The sequence below is a fragment of the Burkholderia sp. 9120 genome (assembly GCF_000745015.1).
Taxonomy (GTDB): domain Bacteria; phylum Pseudomonadota; class Gammaproteobacteria; order Burkholderiales; family Burkholderiaceae; genus Paraburkholderia.
In genome coordinates, this window is sequence record NZ_JQNA01000002.1 from 5,559,979 (window position 1) to 5,584,950 (window position 24,972).

Sequence of the window (24,972 nt, forward strand, 5' to 3'; positions counted from 1 at the left end):
GCGCGCCGTCCGAGCGTCCGGACTCGCGCGCACCGCCCCGGCCCGCTTAGCGCGCCGCGTCGTCGAACGCCTCGCGCAACGTCGCACCTAGCGAGTCGAGCAGCGCGGGATGCCACGCGATGTCGTCGTGCGCCGCGTCCACCTCGACCGAGCTGGCGAGCTTCACACCGCTGCTCTGCCAGCGCGCGAGATCCTCGGCCGTTGACCGCGACGCACCGCGCGCCGCCCACCAGAAGGACAACGGCGCGCGCGGCGCAGCCGGCCAGTGCCGACGCAACGCGAGCGCGGCATTGGCTTGCGCGAGCGCCGCGTGTTCGACCAAAGTGGAGGCCGAGGCGGACGGCAACGCGCCGTCGTCGGCTTGAGCGAGCCATGCCGGAACGCGGGCAGCCAAAGTGGCTACTTCTTCCGGCGTGGCTTGTTCCCGCCAGGCGGGCTGCGCGGCCATCGTTGCCGCCTCAGCCGCCGTTGCCGCCATTGCTACTGTGACCGCCGCAGATGCCGCAACCGTCTTCCCGTTCACCCCCGCCACCTCGGCCGAGCCAACCGCATCAGCCGCCGCGTCCGGATGAATCGACACATCGAGCAGCCCGACGAACGCGACCTGCTCGCCCTCGTCCTCCAGCACACGCGCCACTTCCGTCGCGATCATCCCGCCGAACGACCAGCCGAGCAGCGCATACGGACCACGCGGCTGCGCGCGCCGGATCGCGTCGGCATACTGACGCGCCAGCGCTTGCAGTCCGGTGAAACGCCAGGACTCGTCGCTAAAGGCCGGATACTCGACGCCGACCACTTCCACTTGCCCCACCAGCATCTGCGCGAGCGCGCGATAGCCCGCCACCAGGCCGTAGCCCGGATGAATCGCGAACAGCCGATGCGGCGCATCGCCCGCATTCAGACGCACCAGATGACGCGGCGCGGCGGCCTCGTCGACAGCGTTCGAAGCAAACGCATCCAGCGCCGCAGCCAGATCGGCGAGCACCGGATGCTCGAACAGCATCCCCACCGCGAACCGCGCAAAGCCAGCGGCGCGCGCCAGTTCCGCCACCCGCAGCGTCGCGAGCGAATCGCCGCCCTGCTCGAAGAAATGCGCGCGTGAGCCAACCGGGACGCCGCCCAGCACGGTCTGCCAGATCGCGGCAAGCCGCACCTCGGTCGGCGTGGCCGGCGCTTCGTCGGCGGCAACCTGGGCTGCGGCATCGGTCGCGCCGGCGGCCGTCGCAAGCGGCAGCGCCTTGCTGTCGAGTTTGCCGTTGACCGTGAGCGGCAACGCGTCGAGCGTCGCGAACAAAGACGGCACCATATAGTCCGGCAACTGCTCGCGCAGGTGCGCGCGCAGCGCCGTGCTCCAGTCGTCGGGCGCGGTATGCGCCGGATCGGGCACGATCCACGCCGCCAGACGCAGGCTTTCGCTCGCGACGCCGTCGGTCGACGGCGCGCCGACCGCCAGCACCGCCGCGTCGCGCACGGCCGGATGCGCGAGCAGCCGCGCGCGAATCTCGCCCGTCTCGATCCGATAGCCGCGAATCTTCGTCTGGAAATCGTTACGGCCGACGTAGTCGATTTCGCCGTCGGCGTCGTGAATCGCGAGATCGCCCGAACGGTACAGACGCGCACCCGGCGCGCCATACGGATCGGGCACGAAACGCTCGGCGGTCAGCGCGGCGCGGCCCAGATAGCCGCGCGCGAGACCCGCGCCGCCCACGCACAACTCGCCGGTCGCGCCCTCGGGCACGACGTTCAGGTCGTCGTCGAGCACGCGCAGCGCGAGGTCGTCGAGCGGCGCGCCGATCACGCTGCGCGCCGTCGTGCCGACTGCCGCGCGCAGATCGTCGTCGGCGAGCGGACGGCAGGTGACGTGCACCGTCGTCTCCGTGATGCCATACATGTTGACCAGCATCGGCCGCGTACCTTCGACGCCGCGTGCGCGGCGCGCCGCCGCCCAACCCGCGAGCGCCTGCGGCTCGAGCTTCTCGCCGCCGAAGATCACCACGCGCAGACGCGCAAGACCGGCGTCGCTCTGCATGTCGACGCGCATCAGCGGCATGAAGGCCGAAGGCGTCTGATTCAGCACGCTCACACCCTGTTCGCCGAGCCAGCGGTGCAGCGCTTCCACGTCGCGCGCGAGCGCGGCGGGCGCGACGGCCAGGCGCGCGCCGGTGGTAAGCGCGCCGAAGATTTCCCACACTGAAAAGTCGAACGCGTACGAGTGGCACATCGACCAGACGTCATCGGCGTGGAAGCCGAATGTCTCGCCGGTGCTGTCGAACAGACGCGCGGCGCTGCGCTGCGAAATCGCGACGCCCTTGGGTTGTCCCGTCGAGCCCGACGTGTAGATCACGTAGGCGAGCTGCTCCGGCAACGCGACCGGCGCAGCGACGCGCCAGTTCGCCGGGGCGGGCGGCACGACGCCGATGTCGAGCATGCTGATGCGCGCACCAGCATGCGCAAGCGCGCCAATACCCGCTTTATCAACCAGCACCCGCACAATGCCCGCATCGCCAAGCAGATAGTCGAGCCGTTCACGCGGATACGACGGATCGAGCGGCACGTAGGCCGCACCCGCCTTCAACACGCCAAGCAGCGCCGCGATCAGCGCCGCGGACCGCTCGAATGCCACGCCGACCAGCTCCTCGCGTCCCACGCCCTGCGCGAGCAGATGCGCGGCGATGCGATCGGACCACGCGTCGAGTTCCGCGTAAGTAACGCGCGCATCGCCGGCGACGACCGCCAGCGCGTCGGGCCGTTGCGCGACCTGCGTCGCGAAGCGAGCCGCGAGCGACACGAACGCATGATCGACCGGCGCGGCCTGAGCGAAATCACCGCCCTCGAACGGCAACACGCCGCGCGGCACCTGCAGATCGCCCACCCAACGCGTGGCCGGGCGTGCGATCTGTTCAAGGAGCGCCGCGTACTGCGCGGCCAGACGATCGAGCACCGCCGCGTCGAGTTGCGCGGCGTCCGCGTTCCATTGAATCGACAGTGCTTCGCCGGGCGACACCGCGAGCGTCAACGGATAGTGCGTGCGCTCGAGCGTTTCCGACGCGCTCACCTCCAGCCCCGTCTCGCCTTCGCGCAGGCCGGCGTCGATCGGATAGTTCTCGAACACGACGAGCGTGTCGAACAGCGGCCCGGACTCGCGCCCCGCACTCTCCGCGGCCCAGCGCTGCACCTCGCGCAGCGGCGTGTGTTCGTGCTGGCGCAACGCGGCGTTATGTTGCTGCAGACTGGCGAGCCAGTCGCCGAGCGGTTCGTCCGAACGCAGCGCCGTCCAGACCGGCAAACTGTTGATGAACAGGCCGAGCATGCCGTCGATACCCGGCAGTTCGGGCGGACGCCCCGACACGGTGACGCCGAACGCGATCCGTCGACGGTTCGCGTGACGCGCGAGCAACGCGGCCCACGCGGCCTGGATCAGCGTATTGAGCGTCACGCGATGACGCACCGCCGCCGCCCGCAGCGCCTCGCTCAACGCGACGCCGAGCGGCTGCGCGAGACGATGCACGCCCGTGTTCCCAAGCGGCGCGGTGTCGCCTGCTTGCCGGCCGGCGGGCTTGCCGCGCAGCGACGGCATCAGGAGCCCGACCTCGTCGAGTGCCTGCAATTGCCCGCGCCACCAGTCCTGCGCGGCGGGTTGATTCTGACGCCAGCGCACGTACTCGCGATACGGCGTAGCGGCCGCCAACGGCGCATCGATTGCGTCCAGCGCCGCCGTCTCGCGTCGATAGGCGTAGATCACTTCGCCCATCAGTTGCGCGGCGCTCCAGCCGTCGAGCAGCGCATGATGATCCGTCCACACGAGATCGTGAGCGCCGTCCGGGCGTGCGAACAGATTCAGACGCATCAGCGACGCATGACGCAGATCGAACGGCGTCGTCACATCTTCCGCGCGCCACTGTGCAAGCGCGGCTTCATAGTCGTCGTGCGCGCGCCAGTCGTGCAACGTAACCGGCAACTCGACGCGCCGACGCACGATCTGCAACGCCTCGCCGCCGTGCCGCCATTCAAAGTGCGTGCGCAGAATCGCATGCCGTTCGAGCGCGATGCGCCATGCGGCGGCGAGCGCGTCGCGGTCGAGCGTACCGCGCAAGGTCAGTCGCTTCTGATTGATATAAACGCCCGCGCCCTGCTGCAACAGACTGTGGAACAGCAAGCCCTGCTGGAGCGGCGTGGCCGGATAAATATCTTCGACATCGCCGAGCGGCAGATCGAGCGCATCGAGCTGCGCGGCGTCGAGTTGCGCGAGCGGGAAATCTTCCGCCGTCGCACCGGCGGCCGCCCGCGAGCAATGCTCGACAAACGCCGCGAGCGACGCGCGGAATGAATCGGCGAGCGCGCTGACCGTCGCGTCGGCAAGCACATCCGGGCTGTAGCGCCAGGTGATGGCCAGCATGCCGTTCTCGACTGCACCGTTCAGGTCGAGCACATATTTCAACCGCGAATCGCCGGACATCGGCGCACCGGTCGACTCGCTCGCAAAGCCGAACCGGCCATTGCGTTCAAGCACCTGATCGGTCTGCCCAAGATAATTGAAGCCGATGCGTGGCGCCGGCAATGCCGACAATTCCGCGCGCACGGCCGGATCGGCGGCAAGCTGCGTGAGCATGCCCCAATGCAGGCCCTTGTGTTCGATTGCACGCAGACGTTGTTTGGCGGCGCGCAATGCGTCGCGCGTCCGTGAACGTCCGGCGTTCCCCTGCGCGTTCGCGTTCGCATCCACGTTCACGCCAGCCGGAATCCACACCGGAAAGCGCGTCGTGAACCAGCCGATCGTGCCGCTCAGATCGAGTTGCGCATCGATCTCCTCGCGGCCGTGGCCTTCAAGTGCGATCAGTGCGCCAGCCGCGCCACTCCACGACGCCACCGCGTCCGCGAGCGCGGCCAGCAGCACTTCATCCGTGCCCATCCGGTAAGCGCGCGCGGGTTCGCGCAACAGCGCCTCGGTCAGCGCGCGATCGAGCGTCAGTGTATGAACGCGGCTCGCCGCGAGCCGCATGTCGGCCTGCGACTCGTCGCGCTCGACCGGCAGCACGGCGCTCGCGCCCTCTAGCCCCATGCACCATTTCTCCGCCTCGCTCTGCGCCGGCAGCGCGGCGGCATAACGCGCCGCCTGTTCCACCCACGCGCTCCACGGCAACGGCGTGGCCAAGGCTGCGTCCGGTGCTTCGCCACGCGCCGCGCTCGCATACAAGGTTTCGAACTCGTCGAGCAACACGCGCCACGACACACCGTCCACCACCGCGTGATGAATCACGACGAACAAACGCCCTTCGTCCGCGCCGACCTTGAACCACGCCGCGCGCATCAGCGGTCCGGCTTGCAGATCGAGGTCGCGGTGCAGGCGCTCGCCCTCGCGTTCGAGCGCCGCGCGCCAGTCGGCTTCGCCGCTCAGATCGATCGATTCCACCAGCGTCGGCAGCGTTGCGAAGTAATCCGCGGCGGGCGTCACACGTTGAACCCACGTGCCGTCCGCGGTCTTCTCGAAGCGCACGCGCAACGCGTCGTGACGCGACACCAGCGCGCGCACCGCCGCCTCCAGGGCCTGCGAATCCAGCGTGCCCGCCACACTCAGCAATGCCGCCTGATTCCAGTGGGACTCGCCGTGCGGATAACGCCGGAAAAAGTCGGCCTGAATCGGCGTGAGTGGCAACGCGTCATGCCGTTCGGCGTGCCGGCTCTGGGCGTCGGCGTCGTCCGCCGACACGTCGAGCGCAACCGCCGCGAGCCGTGCCACCGTCGGCTGTTCGAACAGTTGACGCGGCGTGATGCGCAAACCCGCCTGCGCCGCCCGCGCGACGATCTGCAGACTCAGGATCGAATCGCCGCCCACCTCGAAGAAATTCTCGTGTACGCCGAGCGCGTCGCGTCCGAGCACGCGCTGCCAGATCGCCAGCAGCGCGGCTTCGCGCGGCGTGGACGGCGGCGTGTGCGAGCGCGCCGTGAGTGCCGCCTCGTCAGGGTCCGGCAATGCGCGGCGATCCACTTTGCCGTTTTGCATCATCGGCAACGCGGCGAGCGCGACGAACACCGCCGGCACCATGTGCTCCGGCAGACGCGCGTCGAGCGCGGCGCGCACGGCGTCGATATCGGCGCTGCCGCTCAGATAGCACACGAGCCGCTTATGCGCGCCGCTGCCGCGCAGATCGACCAGCGCTTCGCGCACGCCGGGCTGCTCGCGCATGGCCGTCTCGATCTCGCCGAGTTCGATACGGAAACCGCGCAGCTTGACCTGCTGGTCGAGTCGACCGAGAAAATCGATACGGCCGTCGGCACGCGCGCGGCACAAGTCGCCCGAGCGATACATGCGCGAACCCGGTTCGCCGCGCGGATCCGGCACGAAGCGATCGGCCGTGAGCGCGGCGCGGCCGAGATAGCCGCGCGCCATCGTCAATCCGCCGATGCACAGTTCGCCGACGCCCAGCGCGGGCACGGCGTTACCCGCGTCGTCGTAGACGCATGCCGTGCGCGACGGATACGGCGTGCCGATCGACACCACCGGGGTTTGCGCGTCGGCCGCCGTGGTGCGCCGATGCAGACACGCGACCGTGGTTTCGGTCGGACCATAGAGATTGTCGAGCGCGATGCCCGCGAGCGGACCGTCGCGCCATTGCGCGAGCGCGTCGCCAGGCAGCGCCTCGCCGCCGACGGTGATCTGCCGCAAGCGCGCCAGATCGCTGCGCGCGGGCGGCGTGCGCAACCACTGCTGCCAGTACGCGGTAGGAATGCGTGCGAAGCTGACCTGCTGCTCGATCAGCGTGCGGCTCATGGTGGCGAGGTCCCACATCTCGGGGCCGCGCATCACGACGCGACCGCCCTGCATCAGCGACGGCAGCAACTCGTGCAACGCGACGTCGAAGTTGATCGTCGACGATTGCAATTGCGTGTCCGTCGCGGCGATGTCGTAGGTGCCGATGAAGTCCGCCAGATGTTCGGCGAGCGCGGCATGATCGACCGCCACGCCCTTTGGCTGACCGGTCGAGCCCGACGTGTAGATCACGTACGCGAGTTGCGATGGATGCAGCGCGAGCGGCGCAAGTGTTTCGTCGTTGTAGGTGGCGTCGTCGTCGAGTGAGCCTTGTGCGTCCAGCGTGAGGACTTCGCAGTCCCGCAGCACGTCGGCGAGTTGCATGGCGCTCGCGCGATCGGCCACCACGCGCTGCACACCCGCGTCCGCGAGCATGTAGGCGAGACGATCCGGCGGATACGCCGGGTCGAGCGGTACAAAGGCCGCGCCCGACTTCATGATGCCGAGCAATCCAACCGGCAGCGCCGGCGAACGCGCCACGCACAGACCAACACGCGCTTCGCGCAGGCCTGCCGCTGACGGTTTATTGTCGACTTCCCGCTGCGCGGCGGCAGCATTCACGCCCACCGCAAGCGTTCGCAACCGCGCCGCTAACCGATCCGAACGCGCGCGCAATTGGCCATAACGCAGTTCCGCCCCTTCGCAGACGATCGCCACAGCCTCGGGCTGACGCTGCGCCTGCGCATCGATCGCCGCAAACGGCGCGGCAAACGAACGCGCACGCGGCGCGGCATCGCCCGGCGTGGCATCCGCGAGCGCGATGTCGCCGAGTTTGAGCGTGTCGTCGACGAGCACCTGCTCCAGCAACTCGACGTAATGCGCCGCGAGCCGCGCGATGGTCGCCTCGTCGAATACATCGGTGGCGTAACCGAACGACAGCGTGAGCGCGTCCGGCGTGTCGTTGGCATTGAGCGTGAGATCGAAGCGCGCGGTCTGTTCGGCTGCGTCCACGTTCGAGATCGTGAGACCCGGCAACGCAGGCGCGGCGCGATCGGCCTTCGCGTAGTTGAACATCGCCTGGAAAAGCGGCGTGTGACGCAAGCTGCGTTGCGGGTGCAAGGCTTCGACCAGTTGCGCGAACGGCACGTCCTGATTCGCCTGCGCGGCGATCACCCGTTCGCGCGCGGCGTCGAGCACCGCCGCGAACGGCTCGCAACCGCGCAATTTCGCCCGCACCACCAGCGTATTGACGAAGCAGCCAACCAGTTCGTGCGTCTCGCTGCGGTCCCGGCCCGCAACCGGCACGCCGACGCGAATCTCGTGTTGTCCGCTATAGCGCTGCAATAGCGCTTGCCATGCCGCGAGCAGCACCATGAAAGGCGTCGCGTGACGGCGCGCGGCCAGCGCGTGAACGCGCGCGCCGAGCGCGCCGTCGAGCGGCACGCGCCAGGCGGCGCCCGCGCTGCCTCGTGCATCGCTGCGCGCGCGGTCGAACGGCAATTCGAGGACAGGATGTTCGTCGCCGAGTTCGTGACGCCAGTAGTCGAGTTGAGCGGCCAGCGCGGTGGCGTCGGTTTCCTGCGACTGCCACAACGCGTAGTCGCCGAATGCCACGGCGAGCGGTGCCAGCGGTTGCGTTGGCTGCGCCGCCTGTCGCGTGGTTTGCGCGGCATACAGCGCCGCAAAATCCGCGAGCACGATGTCCTGCGACCAGCGGTCGGACACGATGTGATGCATCGAAAAATGCAGCACATGTTCCTGCGCCCGCAAGCGCAGCACGCTGACGCGTAGCACCGGTCCACGCAACAGATCGAACGGCTGCGCACCGAGCGCCGCCAGCGTGGCCGCGCGCTCCTGCTCCGGTTGCGCTTCGAGATCGAGGGTCTGCCAGCCGGGCTGCGCATCGAACGATTGCAGCGCGGCGCCTTCCGTTTCTTCGACCCGCATGCGCAGGCTCTCGTGCCGGGCAATCAGCGCGTCGAGCGCGGCGCGTGCCGCCGTCACGTCGAATTGGCCTTCGAGACGCACCGCGCCGTTGATCGTATAGGCGGGGCTCGCGGGGTCGAGCTTCCACAGGAACCAGAGACGCTGCTGCGCGGGCGTCAACGGAACGCGCGTCAAACTCGCGGGCCGTGGTTCGATACGCGACGGCACAGCATCCGCGTTTGCCGTGCTGTCTTGAAGCACAGCCGACAGCGCCGCCGCGAAATCTTTCAGCACCGGCTGGGTGAACAGCAGCGGCAGCGCAACCGTGCGCTTGAGTACTTCCCGCGTGCGAGCCACAGCCCGCATAGCCAGCAGCGAATGACCGCCCAGCAGGAAAAAGTGATCGTCACGGCCGACACGCGCCACGCCCAGCACATCCTGCCAGATTTGCGCAATTGCGCGTTCGTCGTCCGTTTGCGGTTCGACATACGCGGCGCTCGCATCGAGCGATTGCGGCTCCGGCAATGCACGCCGGTCGAGCTTGCCGTTCGACGTGAGCGGCAACGCGTCGAGCGCGACGAAAATGGTGGGCACCATATGCGGCGGCAGACGTGCGTCGAGCCAATGCTTGAGCGCTTCGCCCAAGAACGCGTTCGCCGCGATGTCACCGCCCGCGCCGCTCTCCGGCGCACGCGGCACGATATACGCGACGAGGCTCATCGCGCCGCTCGCGTCGGGCCGCGCCAGCACCGCGACCTCGCGCACCGTCGGCGCGCCGAGCAACGCGGCCTCGATTTCGCCGAGTTCGATGCGATAGCCGCGCACCTTCACCTGAAAGTCATTACGGCCGATGTATTCCGGTTCACCGCCCAGCAGCCGCCGCGCCAGATCGCCGGATTTATACATGCGACTGCCCGGCGCGCCGAACGGATCGGGCACGAAGCGCGCGGCCGTCAGACCCGGTGCATGCAGATAGCCGCGTGCCAGACCCGCGCCGCCCACGTGCAATTCGCCCGCCGCGCCATCGGCGACTGGATGCAGCGCGGTGTCGAGAATCGGCAGCGACAGATCGGGGATTGCCACGCCGATCACGCTGCGCGGCGCGGCGCCGCGGGTGTCCGCGAGACTCAACGGGCGATAGCTCGAATGCACCGTCGTTTCGGTAATGCCGTACATATTGACGACGCGCGGCGCGCGCGCGCCGCCCCGCTCGAGCCACGCGTGCAGGCTCGCCGGCTCCAGCTTCTCGCCGGCGAAGATCACCGTGTGAAGCGTGTGCAATGGCGTGTCGCTTTCCAGGTCGACGTGCATCAGCGGCATGAAGGCCGACGGCGTCTGGTTCAGCACGGTCACGCATTCGTCGCGTAACAGTCGATGACACGCGGACGGATCGCGCGCGGTCCAGTACGGCACGATCACGAGACGGCCGCCGTGCGTGAGGCAACCAAACAGTTCCCATACCGAGACGTCGAATGCATAGGCATGGAAGAGCGGCCACACGTCGGTGGGGCCGAAGCCGTACCACGCGTCGGTGGCGGCGAACAGGCGCGCCACGTTCGCATGCGTGATCGCCACGCCCTTCGGCCGGCCGGTCGAGCCCGATGTGTAGATCACGTAAGCGAGTTGTTCAGGATGCAGACGCAGTGGCGGCGTGTGCTCGGGCTGATCTCTCACCGCGTCGGCCAGCAACAGTTCGCAGCCGTCGAGCAGGTCCGCCCAGCGCGTGGCGCTGGGCGCGTCGGCCACCACGCGGCGGGCGCGCGAATGGTCGAGCATGTACGCCAGCCGTTCGGCCGGATAGGTCGGATCGAGCGGCACATACGCGGCGCCCGCCTTGAGAATGCCGAGCACGCCCGCGACCAGCGCCGCCGAGCGCTCCATGCACAGGCCCACGCATTCATCGGCGCGCACGCCCGCCGCGAGCAGGCGATGCGCGATCTGGTTCGACCAGCGGTCGAGCGCGTCGTAGGTGTAGGCGGTGTCGCCGTCGGTGAGCGCGATCGCGTCGGGACGTGCGCGGGTTTGCGCGGCAATCCGTTCGAGTACCGATTCGAACGCGAAGGTTTCGCGCGGCGCAGCGACGTGCGCGAGCGTCGAGGCGAGCGTCAGCGTGCGCAGCAGCGGATCGCCGTGCGCCGCGATCTGCGTCAGCAGTTCAAGAAAGTGCGCGTCGAGCCGTTCGATCGTTGCGCGGTCCACGCGCGTCGACTCCGCCGACCAGCGCAACCCGATCCGCGCGTCCGGCATGACACTCAGCGTCAGCGGAACATGCGTGCGTTCGAAGGCAGCCGTCTGTTCGATGGCCACGCCGTGCGCGCCGTGACGCAAGGTGGCATCGACGGGATAGTTTTCGAACACGAGCAGCGTGTCGAACAGGCCGTCGCCGCTCCGCGCGGTCCATTGCTGGATGCGCGACAGCGGCGTGTGTTCGTACTGGCGCAGCGCGCCATTGTGGTGTTGCAGCGCGTCGAGCCACGCCGACAGCGGCATTGCTTCCGGCACGTCGACCCAAACCGGCAGGCTGTTGATGAACAGCCCGAGCATCTGCTCCACTTGCGGCAAATGCGCCGGACGGCCGGATACGGTCACGCCGAATGCCACCTGGTTGCGGTTGCCGTAGCGCGACAGCAGCAACGCCCACGCGCCTTGCAATACCGTATTCAGCGTTACATGGTGACGTCGGGCGGTGTCGCGCAATGCTTCGCTCAAGCTTTCGTCGAGACGCGATTCGTGCGGCGGCAAGTCTGCTTCGGCGGCGACTTCCAGTGCGCGGCCTGTGTTCAAGCCGAGGCTTTCGAGCAGCGTTGCCGGTTCGTCGACGCGTGCGGCCTGCTCGCGCCACCATGCTTCGCCTTCGTCCTGCTGCAGACGCCATTGCACGTAGTCGCGGTACGGCGGCGCGTTCTTAACCGGTTCACGACCGGCGCGCAAAGCTTCATACGCGTCTGCCACTTCGCGCATGAGTTGTGCGCTGCTCCAGCCGTCGAGCAACACATGATGATCGGTCCAGATCAGATCATGCGCACCATCCGCGCGAATGAACAACGCGATGCGCAGCAACGGCGCACGCTCGACATCGAAGCCACGTTGCACGTCCTCCCGCATCCATGCGTGAAGCCGTGTTTCATAAGCCTGCGTATCGAGCGACGACCAGTCGTGCTCGACATACGGCAAATCAACATTACGCAGCACGACCTGCAACGCGTCGCCACCATGTCGCGTCTCGAACTGCGTACGCAGAATCGCGTGCGACGCAACCGCATGCGTCCACGCCGAGCGCAACGCCGCGCGATCCAGCTCGCCGCGCAAGGTCAAACGACGCTGGTTCACATACAAACCGCTACCGCTCTCCAGCGCGCTATGAAACAACAAGCCCTGCTGAACCGGCGTGGCCGGATAGATATCCTCGACACGCGCGAGGTCCAGTTTCAGCGACTCGAATTGCGCCTGGCTCAGTCCCGCCAATACAAAATCCGCGGCGGTCGCTTCCGGCTGTGCTTTGAGCGCATGTTGAATCAAGCCTTCGAGGCTGCGCTCGAACAACGCTTTCAACGCCTGCGCGTCGCTCGTGGCGAGAATCTGCGGCGCGTAGCGCCACGTCACGCTCAACGCGCCATTCGCGATACGTGCAACGATAGAGAGCGGTTCGTCGACGGGCGCGTCCGCGGCAATCGACTCGCCTGCGGATTCCTCCGCGAAACCGAAACGCCCCGCTTTGTCGAGGCTCGAATCGAACTGCCCCAGATAATTGAAGCCGACACGCGGCATCGGCAAACCGGCCAGCGAGGCCTTCGTGTCCACGTCACCATACGCGCTCAGCAGGCCCCAGTGCAGGCCGTTGTACGGCACCGCACGGCGTCGCGCCTTGGCATCGATCAGCGCGTCGCGCGCGTCATCGTGCGCTTCCAGCCACAGCGGATAACGCGTGGTGAACCAGCCCACCGAGCGGCTCAGGTCCGGCGCGTCGTTACCGAGCGCTTCGCGGCCGTGCCCTTCCAGCGCCAGCAACACGCCGCGTCCGCCAACCCCACGCGCGACGTTCAACGCCCGCACCGCCTGTGCCAACGCGGCGAGCAACACCTCTTCCACATTCGTGCGATACGCCTTCGGCGCGTCCTGCACCAGCAGCCGCGTCGTCGTCGCGTCCAGCGCGGTTTCGAGCGTCAGCGTGTCGGCCATACGCATCACTTGCGAAGACTCGACGAACGCGGCCGGCGCGCCGCCATCGGTTCGCGCCGCCGACAGCGCGTCGCGCCACCACTGCGCCTCGCGACGCACACCACCCTCCTGGGCATACGCGACGGAACGTTCGACCCAGACACTCCACGGCGTGCCCGCTTGCAGTTCGATCGCGTGGCCTTCGAGCGCTCGCGCGTACGCCGTTTGCAGATCGTCGAGCAACACGCGCCACGACACGCCGTCCACGGCCAGGTGATGAATCGCGACCAGCAGCCGCCCTTCGTCGCGCAAACGGACATAGCCCGCGCGCACCAACGGTCCGTTCGCGAGATCGAGCCCGGCCTGCAAACGCGTGCCCGCCTGTTCCAACGCCGCTTGCCACGCGTCGCGCTCGCGCCAGTCGAACACCTCTAGCGCACACGACGACGCCGCGCTCACCTGCTGACGCCACGCACCGTCGCGTTGGAAAAAGCGCAGACGAAGCGCATCGTGCGTGCGGACAATCGCGTCGAGCGCGGCGCGCAACGCCGTCTCGTCGAGTTCGCCTTCCACACGCAGCAACGCGGCCTGATTCCAATGGTTTTCGCCGAGTGGGAACTGCTCGAAGAACGCCTGTTGAATCGGCGTGAGGTCCAACGGTTCACGGGACTCGGTCAGCACGGTCTGCGTTGTAGCCGCTTCGGCCACCCGCGCAAGTCGCTCCACCGTAGGCTGCTCGAACACCTGTCGCGGACCGAGGACATACCCCGCTTGCCGCGCCCGCGCGACGATCTGCAGACTCAGAATCGAATCGCCGCCCGCTTCAAAGAAATTGTCGGTCACGCCGAGATCGTCGCGACCCAGCACCGTGCGCCAGATGGCGAGCAACGCCTGCTCCGCCGCCGTAGAAGGCGCGACGCGCGCCAGCGTGATGTCCGGCGCCGGCAATGCATGGCGATCCACCTTGCCGTTGCCCATCAGCGGCAAGGCGTCGAGATGGACGAACGCCTGCGGCACCATGTAATCGGGCAAGGTCTGCTCGAGCGCGGCACGCAACGCGGCCTCGTCCTCGCAACCCACGACGTAGCCCACCAGACGCCGGCTCGTCCCTTCGCCATGCAGCGCCACCAGCGCTTCACGTACGCCCGGTTGCGAACGCATCGCCGCTTCGATCTCGCCGGGTTCGATGCGAAAGCCGCGCAGTTTCAGCTGCTGATCCGCACGACCGATGAAATCGACACGGCCGTCGCGGCGGATTCTCACGAGGTCACCCGTGCGATACAGGCGTGCGCCCGGTTCGCCGTGCGGGTCCGGCACGAAGCGATCCGCCGTTGCCGCTGCCGCGCCGAGATAGCCGCGCGCCAGTTCGTCGCCGCCCAGGCACAGCTCGCCCAGGCCGCCGAGCGGGACGAGGTTGCCTTCCGCGTCGAGCACGGCAAGGCGCCGTTGCGGATACGCGTGGCCGATCGAGACGATCGTGTCGTCAGCGTCGGTTGCGCGAGTGGTGCGATAGAGCGATGAAATCACCGCTTCGGTCGGACCATATTGATTGTCGAAGCGCACGCCGGCGAACGCGCTGGTGTGCCAACGGCGCAGGCCGTCGCCGGGCAGCGGTTCGCCGCCGACCGAAATCCAGCGCAGTGTCGGGAAAGCTTGGGTCGGTAGATGATTGAGCCATTGCAACCAGTAGGCGGTTGGCAAATCCGCGCCCGTGACGCGTTCGCGCTCGAACACCGTGTTCAGCGTGGCCATGTCCCACAGCGCGTCGCCGCGCATCACGACGGTCGCGCCGGCCACGAGCGGCGCGAGCAGTTGTTCGGTGGCGACGTCGAAGCTGATGGTGGCGAACTGCAGGATACGGTCGGCGGGTTCGAGCGAATAGGCGTCGACGAATGCGCGCAGATGCGCGGCGAGCGCGCCATGCGGAACGCCGACCTGCTTCGGTTCGCCGCTCGATCCGGAGGTGAAGATCGTGTAGGCGAGTTGTTGTGGATGGGGTTTTGCTTGCGCTTGCGTTGGTTGCGCTTGCGTTGCTTGTGTTGCGCCCGTTGCTTGCGTGCCTTGCGTTGCGATTTGCGCGGCATCGTCTGCGGCTTCGAGCGTGTCGGCGAGCACCACCGGCGCGTTGCCGAAACGGTCCGCGAAGCGCGCGGCGCACACCGAGTCGGTGACGATGGCGAGCGCATTTGAACGGGCCAGCATCACGGTAATCCGTTCGTCCGGATAGTCGGGATCGATTGGCAGATACGCGCCGCCGGCCTTCAGAATGCCTAGCAAACCGGCGACCAGCGCCGGGGTGCGTCGCGTGCACAGCACCACGGTGCGATCCGTCGCATCGCCATGCTGTGCGAGCGCCGCGGCGATCCGCGCCGCCCATGCGTCGAGGCTCGCGTAGTCGAGCGTGCGACCTTCGCAGACCAGCGCGTCATGCGTGCCGCGCGCGGCGACCTGGGCCGCGAACAATTCGATTACGCTGGCTTGTGCGTCGCCGGTAGCACGCCGCGCGACAGACGGCTCGCTCGAAGCGCCACGCGTATGCAGCGGCAAATCGCGCAACAACGTCTCCACGCGCGCACCTTCGAGCAGCGTCAGATAGTCGTCCAGCAACGCGTCAATCGTAGCCGCGTCGAACAGATCCGCGGCGTAGTCGATCTGCGCGCGCAACGCGCCGTTGTCGTCCACCACATGCAGCATCAGATCGAACTTGGCCGCGCCGGTATCGGCGTCTAGCGCGTCGAGCGTGAGACCCGGCAACGTCAGCGTGCCTGCCGCGTCGCCCGGCGCGTAGCTGAACATCGATTGAAACAGCGGCGTATGCGTGAGACTGCGCGGCGGTTGCAGCGCGTCGACCACACGCGCGAACGGCACGTCCTGATTCGCCTGCGCGTCGAGCACGCGTTGCGCGATCTGCCGCGCGAGCGCGCCGAACGTGTCGCCGCCGTGCAAGTCCGCGCGAATCACCAGCGTATTGACGAAGAACCCCACCACGCCTTCCGTCTCGAGACGGTCGCGCCCGGCCGCCGGCGTGCCGATGCGGATATCGCGCTGGCCGGTATAGCGATACAGCAACGCGTCCCAGCCCGCGAACAACGTGGCGAACAAGGTCACGCCCAGTTCGCGCGACAACGCGCCGAGCCGCTCGCGCTGCGCGGCGCCGAGCGTGCGGCTCGCGCTGCCGCCGAGCGGAGTGTCGAGCCCGCGGCGCACACGGTCGGCGGGCAGTTCCAGCACCGGGTGACTATCGCCGAGTGTGGCGCGCCAGTAGTCGAGTTGTGCGTCGAGCGCGGCGCCTTCGAGCCATTCGCGTTGCCACAGCGCGTAGTCGCCGTATTCGATCGACAACGCGTCGAGCGCGTTCGCCTCGCCGCCCGCGCGATACAGCGCGCCGAGTTCCTTCTGCAGAATCGCCTGCGACCAGCCATCCGACACGATGTGATGCAAGGCCAGATGCAGCACATGCTCGCGATCGCCCTGACGCAACAGCGTGACGTTGAACAGCGGCCCGCGTTCGAGATCGAACGGCGCGCGCGACAACTGTTGCAGCATGACGTCGAGATCGCTCCCTTCGACGTGATCCACTTCACGCCAGCCGTAATGCGCTTCGTCCGCGTTCGCGAATTCGGCGAGGTGCTGCCACGCGACGCCTTCGGTTTCGCCAAAGCGGGTTCGCAAACTCGCATGCCGCGCGACCAGCGTATCGAGCGCAGCGCGTAGGCGCACCACGTCGAGTTCGCCCGCCAGACGCAAGGCGCCCACCATGTTGTACGCCGCGCTGTGCGGCTCGAGTTTCCACAGGAACCACAGGCGCTCCTGCGCATGCGAGAGCGGCAGACGCTCGCCGCGTTCGCGCAAACGCACGATCGGCAGATCGGACAGATCGTGGCCTCCCGCGGCGAACCGCTGCCGGAACGCCGCGCGCCGTTCCGGCGTGAGGTCGGCGTAACGACGGGAAACGGCCAGCATGTCCTGAGCAATATTGTTCATTGTCTAAATCCGGTATCCGATGGCAAACAGCAACGGGACTGACCCGTCAATCCAGTGTTTCGAAAAGGTCGTTGAGCGCATCGACGCGCGCGCTGCCCGCCTGTTCGGCGGACGCGCCCACGGCGACGGCTTGCGCGGCCTGCGCGTCGTCGAGCGCGGCGGCCAGCCGTTCAACCGTGCGATGGCGCAGCACGTCGGCGAGCGCGACCTTGCGCGACAGACGCGCCGTGAGCCGCGTCGCGATCCGCACCGCGAGCAGCGAATGACCGCCGAGTTCGAGGAAATCGGCCTGCACGCCGAACGCGTCGAGGTTCAGCACCTCGCGCCAGACCTCGAAGACGAGCGTTTCCATCGACGTGCGCGGCGCGAGCGGCGCGCTGTCGGCGACAGGTGTAATCGGCGGCAACGCGTTGCGGTCGAGCTTGCCGTTACGCGTGAGCGGCAATGCGTCAAGACACGCGAACGCGGACGGCACGAGGTGCGCGCTGACACGCGATGCGAGCCACTCGCGCAATACCGGCCACGGGTGTCGGGGCGTCGGCGTGCAGGACGGCGTAGGCGGCGAGACGGAGGTCGGTGGTGTCGGTGGCGTTAGCGATGTCGGCGCTGTCGGTGGTATCGGCGCTGCCGTCTTTGTTCGCAGCGGCGACAGCGACGCGTTGCGCGACCACCGCCGCATCGGCGATCCACGGATGCGCGAGCAGATGCGCCCGCACTTCCGCCGGTTCGACGCGGAAGCCGCGAATCTTCACCTGATCGTCGATGCGTCCCGCGAAGACGAACGCGCCGTCCGCCTGACGCCGTACGCGGTCGCCGCTGCGATACGCGCGCGCACCAGCGGGCCCGTTCGGATCGGGCACGAAACGCTCGGCGGTTTGCGCCGGACGGCCCAGATAGCCGAGCGCAAGCGCGGGACCGCCGATCAGCAGTTCCCCCGCGCAACCGTCGGGCATCGGCTCGCCGGCACGGTCGACGATACCCGCGCTTGCATGCGCGAGCGGTGTGCCGAGCGGCAGGCGCATGCGCGTTTCACGGGCCTGCTGCGTGTGATGCGCTTCTAGCGCTTGATCCGCCTCATGCGCCTCATACGCCAACACCCCGACCGTCGTCTCCGTCGGCCCATAGTGGTTGAACAGCACACAACCGCTCGCGAGCGAACGGATTTGCGCGACGAGCCCCGCTTCGGCCACCTCGCCGCCCAGCACGAGACAGCGGCGCGGCAGCACGTCGGCGGGAGTGGACGCACCGCGCAGCAACGCGCCGAGATGGCTCGGCACGATCTTGAGCGCGTCGATGCGTTGCGCTGCCATGTAGTGCGAGAACGCTTCGGGATCGGTTGCGCGGGCGTCGTCGATCATGTGCAGCGTCCAGCCGGACCACAGCGCGCCGAGCAGCGTGGTGTGGCCGAGATCGGCGGCGGGCGTCGACACATACGCCGCGCTGCCGATGCCGGCCGGCAAACGTTCGAGAATCGCCCCGACGTAGGCCGTCATCGCGCCGTGCCCGACCACCACGCCCTTCGGTTCACCCGTCGATCCCGACGTATAGATCACGTACGCGGGTTGCGCGGGATGCGGGACGGCGTGGTCGGCGGCAAAGTCATACGATGTGGCGGGATTGGTATTCGCCGCTGTCGTCGTCGGATCGATACAGGTGAGGGTGTCGCTCAGCGCGGATTGACCCGCCGGCAACGCGGCGGCAATCAGATGACGCGCACCGCTATCGGCGAGTTGCGCACGCAAACGCTCGGCGGGCGCGGCGATATCGAGCGGCAGATACACGCCGCCCGCACGCCATACGCCGACCAGCGCGACCGCCAGATCGAGCGAACGTGGCAATGCGACCGCCACGATGTCATCGGCGACCAGACCCGCGGCGTGAAGACGCGTCGCCAGTTCGCCCGCGCGTTGCCAGAGCGCGCTCCAACTCAACGATTGCCCTTCGCAGACGATCGCCGGCAAGTCGCCGCGACGGCGTGCATGCTCCGCGATGTGCGGCAGCATCGCGCCCTCAGCGCGACGCGCGTCGCCCGTTGCGGGCTGCGGCACGTCGAGCGTCAGCGTGCGTAGCAGCGGATCCCGCTGCGCCACCATCAGACGCAAAAGTTGCGTGAAATGCGCGTGAATCCGCGCGACGCGAGCGGCATCCAGCCGGGCAGCGTCGTACTTCCAGATCAGCGTGGTCTCGCGATCCGGCAGCACCACGAGCGTCAGCGGATAGTGCGCGCGGCCTGCGGATTCGATGCCTTCCAGCGTGAGGCCGGTGCCCTTGAGCGCGGCATCGACGGGATAGTTTTCAAATACGAGCAGCGTGTCGAAGAGTGCATCGCCGCTACGTGCAGTCCATTGCTGAACCCGCGAAAGCGGCGTGTGTTCGTATTGTCGCAGCGCGCCGTTGTGTTGCTGAAGCGCTTCGAGCCAGTTCGATAGCGGCGTCTCTTGCGGCACGTCGACCCAAACCGGCAGGCTGTTGATGAACAGCCCGAGCATCCGTTCCACTTCCGGCAGATGCGCCGGGCGACCCGATACGGTTACGCCGAATGCCGCCTGGCCGCGATTGCCGTAGCGCGACAGCAGCAACGCCCACGCGCCTTGCAATACCGTATTCAACGTCACGCGATGACGTCGCGCGGTGTCGCGCAATGCCTCGCTCAGCGTTTCGTCGAGTTGATGTTCGAGCGGCGCGGCTTCTTCTACGACACGATCCGCCTTGCGCTCATCGGTCAAGCCGAGGCTTTCGAGTAGCGTCGCCGGTTCGTCGACGCGTGCGGCCTGCTCGCGCCACCATGCTTCGCCTTCGTCCTGCTGCAGACGCCATTGCACGTAGTCGCGGTACGGCGGCGCGTTCTTAACCGGTTCACGACCGGCGCGCAAAGCTTCATACGCGTCTGCCACTTCGCGCATGAGTTGTGCGCTGCTCCAGCCGTCGAGCAACACATGATGATCGGTCCAGATCAGATCATGCGCACCATCCGCGCGAATGAACAACGCGATGCGCAGCAACGGCGCACGCTCGACATCGAAGCCACGTTGCACGTCCTCCCGCATCCATGCGTGAAGCCGTGTTTCATAAGCCTGCGTATCGAGCGACGACCAGTCGTGCTCGACATACGGCAAATCAACATTACGCAGCACGACCTGCAACGCGTCGCCACCATGTCGCGTCTCGAACTGCGTACGCAGAATCGCGTGCGACGCAACCGCATGCGTCCACGCCGAGCGCAACGCCGCGCGATCCAGCTCGCCGCGCAAGGTCAAACGACGCTGGTTCACATACAAACCGCTACCGCTCTCCAGCGCGCTATGAAACAACAAGCCCTGCTGAACCGGCGTGGCCGGATAGATATCCTCGACACGCGCGAGGTCCAGTTTCAGCGACTCGAATTGCGCCTGGCTCAGTCCCGCCAGCACAAAATCCGCCGCAGTCGCTTCGGCCCGCGCATTCACCGCATGGTCGATCAGACGTTCGAGACTGCGCTCGAAGCGAGCCTTCAGCGCCTGCGCTTCCTGCTCCGGCAGAACTTGCGGCGCATAGCGCCAGCTCACGCAAAGCTTGCCGTCGACGATCCGTGCGTTGATATCCAGCGGATAAGCCAGCGTCGCCGCGCGATCAGTCAACTCGCCGATGGCCTCGTCGGCGAGCGCAAAGCCGCCGCGCTCGTTGAAATGCCGGTCGAACTGCCCCAGATAATTGAAGCTGACCAGAGGCAAGGGCAAAGTCGCGAGCGACGCTTTGGTCTCCGCGTCGCCGTACGTGCTCAGCAAGCCCCAATGCAAACCGTTGCGCGGCACCGCGCGACGCCGCGCCTTGGCGTCGATCAGCGCGAGACGCGCGTCGGCTTGCGCTTCGAGCCACAGCGGATAGCGCGCGGTAAACCAGCCCACGGTACGGCTCAAATCGAGGTCCGTGTCGCTCTGCGGATCGAACGCGTCCAGCGTTTCGCGGCCATGACTTTCCATCGAGAGCAACACACCGCCCTGCGTGCCGACGGCCTGCGCGAGCGCCGCGAGTAGCGTCTCCTCGACGTTCGTGCGATAGGTCGCGCCCACGCGCTCTACCAGCGTTCGCGTGAAAGCCGTTTCGAACGACGATTCCAATGTTTGCACCGAAGCGACCGTCGGCGCCGCTGCTTCCTTCGCTGCAACAAAACCCCGCACGTCCGCGCGTGCAGCGGACAGCGCGCCGCGCCACCATGACAACTCATTGCGAAGCTCGCTACGTCGCGCGTACTGGGCCAGGCGCTGCGCCCACACGCTCCACGGCGCGCTCGCGGTCAGTTCGATCGGTGTGGACGCGCTGGCCTGCGCATACGCACGTTGCAGGTCGTCGAGCAGGACGCGCCACGACACGCCGTCCACCGCCAGATGGTGAATCGCGATCAGCAAACGGCCGCCCTGCGCGAGGCGGAACCAGGCCGCGCGAATTAGCGGACCGGCTTCGATATCCAGCGACTTCTGCAACGACGTGCCCTGCTGCTCGAGCGCCACAAGCCAGTCCGCGCGATCGCGCCAATCGAAGACTTCGAACTGGCACGCCGACACCTCGCCGACCTGCTGCTGCCAGACCCCGTCATGCAACGCGAAGCGCAACCGCAACGCGTCGTGCGTGCGAATCACTGCGTCGAGCGACGCGCGCAACGCGGTCTCATCCAGCGTATCCGGCACGGTGAGCAGCACCGCCTGATTCCAGTGATGCTGCGCGCCACCGAAACGTTCGAAGAACGCCCGTTGAATCGGTGTGGTCTCGAAGCGCGTCTGGCTTGTCCGCGAATGTTGCGCGGCGGCTTGCGTTGCGCCGCCCGATGCCGCCGTTGCTGTTGCCGTTGCAGCGGCCTTGACCGCCAGCGCCGCGAGTCGTTCGATCACCGGATGATCGAACATCTGCTTGGGCGTGAAACGCAAACCCGCGCGACGCGCCTGCGCGATCACCTGCAGGCTGAGAATCGAGTCGCCGCCGATCTCGAAGAAGTGATCCGTCACCCCGATATCGTCGCGCCGCAAAACGCGTCGCCAGACGGCGAGCAGCGTCGCTTCCGCTTCATTGCGCGGTTCCACCGGGCCCTGTGCCTCATTCGCTGCCAGCGACGAGCCGTCACCGTCGCCGTCACCGGCTTGCGGCGCCGTACCGAGCGCCAGCAAGGCCGCGCGATCCACCTTGCCGTTCGCCGTGACCGGAAGCGTCGCGAGCGCGCTCACGCGCGCGGGCACCATATGCGCGGGCAGATTCGCTGCGAGTTCGGCACGTAATGCGTCGGCGTCGAGCGAAACGCCCGCCGCAAAAGCGCTCAACTGAAGCGCGCCATGCTCGTCGGCGTGGGCGATGACCACGGCGTCCACGACACCAGGCAACGCGCGCAGCGTAGCAGCGATCTCGGCGGGTTCGACGCGGTAGCCGCGTATTTTCACCTGCTGGTCGAGCCGTCCTTCGAAGACCAGAGCGCCGTCCGCGCGTCGATATGCGCGGTCGCCGGTGCGGTAAAGACGCGCGCCCGGCGCGCCGTGCGAATCGGGCACGAAGCGCTCGGCCGTCGCGGCCGCGCGGCCACGATAGCCGCGCGCGAGCGTCGCGCCGCCGACGCAGATTTCGCCGCTCGCGCCGGGCAAAGCCGGATTGCCGTCGGCGTCGAGCAAATAGACGCTTGCGCCTTCGAGCGGAAAACCGAGCGGCAGCGTGGCCGCTGCGCCGCCTCGCGCGAACTCGGCGCGATCGAGGCGCTGCGTGAGCACGCCGACCGTGGTTTCGGTCGGCCCATAGTGGTTGAGCACCGCGCAATCGGGCGCGAGCGTCGCGATCCGCGTGAGCAGCGCGGGACCGGCCGCCTCGCCGCCAAGCACGAGCGCGCGGCGCGGCAATGCGTGCGCCGCATCGGCGGCGTGCAACAGGCCGGCCAGATGGCCGGGAACGATCTTCAGCGCGTCCACCGCATGCCGCGTCATCGCGGCGGCAAAGCGGTCCGGGTCGCGCACGTCGGCGTCACTGAACAGATGGAGACGCCAGCCTGCCGCCAGCGCGCCGAACAGCATGGTATGGCCGAGATCGGCGGCGGGCGTCGACGTGTAAGCAGCGCTTTCGATACCTTCAGGCAGACGGCGCAGCACCGCGTGCGTGTAGTTCGCCAAAGCGCCGTGCGAAACGGTCACGCCTTTGGGCTCGCCCGTGGAACCGGACGTATAAATCAGGTAGGCCGCTTGCTGCGGATGAGCGGGTTCGTTGGGGGCAGTATGTGCGTCGGTTTCGGTAGCGACGGCTTCGACGCTTGCAAAAGCGTGATCCGCGACGATCGTTTCACAAGCCGCCTCGGCGGCAAGCGCGGCGATGCGCGCTGCGTCGTCGGCCGAGCAGATCACGCAGCGTGCGCCGCTGTTCTTCAATTGCCAGATCAGACGTGCGTCGGGCGCGCCGAGATCGAGCGGCACATAGACGCCGCCCGCGCGCCAGACGCCGAGCACGCTCGCGACGAACGCCGCGCTGCGTGGCAATGCGAGCGCCACCGGCGTCTCCGCCTGCACACCGAGTCCACGCAAGCGCTGGGCGAGCCAACCGGCACGCGCCCACAACTCAGCCCATGAGAGCGTCTGTGCGTTGCCGGCTGCATCTTCTTCGACGCAGGCAATCGCGTCGCGTCGCGACGAGTCGTGCGCCGCACGCGCGGCAACTCGCGAGAGCACGGTGGCCGGATTGTCCTGTCCGCTCGATTGCGCCTGCGCTGCGGGGACGCCGAGCGAGAGTTCGCCCACGCGCTGTTCCGGATCGGCGGCGAATGCGTCGAGTACCGCCGCGAGCGTGCCGATGAGCCCGCGCACGTCGCGATGCGCCAATTGCGCGCAGCGGTATGACAGGACCAGCCGCAGCGTTTCACCCGGGACGGCGATCAGGCTGAGCGGATAGTGATTGCGTCCGCTGCTGTAGGCAGCGCCGTAGGTCTGCGCGTCGATGTCCTTTTCGGCGTCGGCATCGGGCACGGCCTCGCCCTCTGCATCCTGATCCAGCCGACTGATCCTGAGCCCGTCCTCACGCGCGGCCGAACTCAGGTGCTGCGGAAAGTTTTCGAACACGACGATGCTGTCGAACAGCGCCGCGTCCGCATCCAGCCCGGCACGTGCGCGCAATTTCGCAAGCGGCACGTGTTCGAGCGGGCGCAATGCGTGGTTCGCCTGTTGCACCTCGTCGAGCCATGCGCCGACGCTCGCCTGCGGCGGCACGCGCAGCGCGAGCGGCAACGTGTTCACGAACATGCCGACCATGCGCGCGACGTCCGGCGCTTCGGCGGGTCGTCCCGACACCGTCACTCCGAAGCACACCTCGCGCGTGCGCGCATGACGCGACAGCAGCCAGGCCCACGCCGCCTGCACCAGCGTGTTCAGCGTCACGCGGCGTTCGCGCGCGAAGCGCTCCAGCGTCGCGGTGCGCGTTGCGTCCAGCACGACGGTTTGCTCGGCGAACGGCGCGCGAGCGGCGGTGTCCGGTGCGGCATGTGCACCACGCGCCCGGCTCGCCGGCAACGGCGTCGGCCAGCCATCGTGCGCGAGCAGCGGCGGCAACGCGGTGTCATCGAACGTGCGCTTTTGCAGCCATTCCACGTAGCGATGAAACGGCGGCTCGGCCGCTTCATCGGCCACACTCGCACTGCCCGTGCGATGACGATCGTAAGCAGCAACGCAAGCCGCCAGCACCGCCGCCATACTCCAGCCGTCGATCTGAATGTGATGCAGCCGCCACACGAACCAGTAACGCGCGTCCCCGACTCGCAGCAGTTGAAGTTCAAGACTCGCCGCGTGTTCGAAGTTGAAGCCGCGCGTGCGCGCAGCCTGCCACTCCTCTGCCAGTTTTGCGCGCTGTTCAACAGACGACAGTGCCCGCCAATCGTCGAGCGCGAGGGTAGCGTCGCTCGTGCGATACACCACCTGCAACGGCGACTTCAGCCCGTTCCAGCGAAAGTCCGTGCGCAGCATCGCGTGCTTCGCGACCACCGTGCGCCACGCACGGCCGAGTGCGTCGACGTCGAGCGGCCCCGCGAATTCCAGCACCTTCTGCGCGTAATACGGATCCGCGTCGCCGCGCAATGCAAGCGCGAGCATGCCGGCCTGAATGTCGGTGAGCGGCGCGATCTTCTCGATGTTGTCTTTCAGGCGAAACGTCATGACGCGAACCCTGCA

General features: G+C 67.6%; 3 protein-coding genes. All 3 read right to left on the minus strand.

What is annotated here, in order from left to right; all coding sequences use genetic code 11:
- Positions 1 to 46 precede the first annotated feature (46 nt).
- From FA94_RS32880 to FA94_RS32890, 3 genes are read right to left on the minus strand one after another with little or no spacing between them, the layout of a single operon-like run.
- The gene (locus FA94_RS32880) at positions 47 to 16,816 is read right to left on the minus strand and encodes a non-ribosomal peptide synthetase (protein ID WP_035559561.1); all 16,770 of its coding nucleotides are present in this window, start codon (positions 16,814 to 16,816) and stop codon (positions 47 to 49) included.
- Between the two features lie 46 nt (positions 16,817 to 16,862).
- A complete protein-coding gene (locus FA94_RS32885) occupies positions 16,863 to 17,291 on the minus strand; it encodes a phosphopantetheine-binding protein (RefSeq protein WP_035559564.1) in 429 nt (142 codons plus the stop codon).
- On the minus strand, positions 17,266 to 24,957 hold the full coding sequence (locus FA94_RS32890) for a non-ribosomal peptide synthetase (RefSeq protein WP_035559566.1): 7,692 nt from the start codon (positions 24,955 to 24,957) through the stop codon (positions 17,266 to 17,268). Before FA94_RS32890 ends, FA94_RS32885 begins: the two co-directional genes overlap by 26 nt.
- Positions 24,958 to 24,972 lie beyond the last annotated feature (15 nt).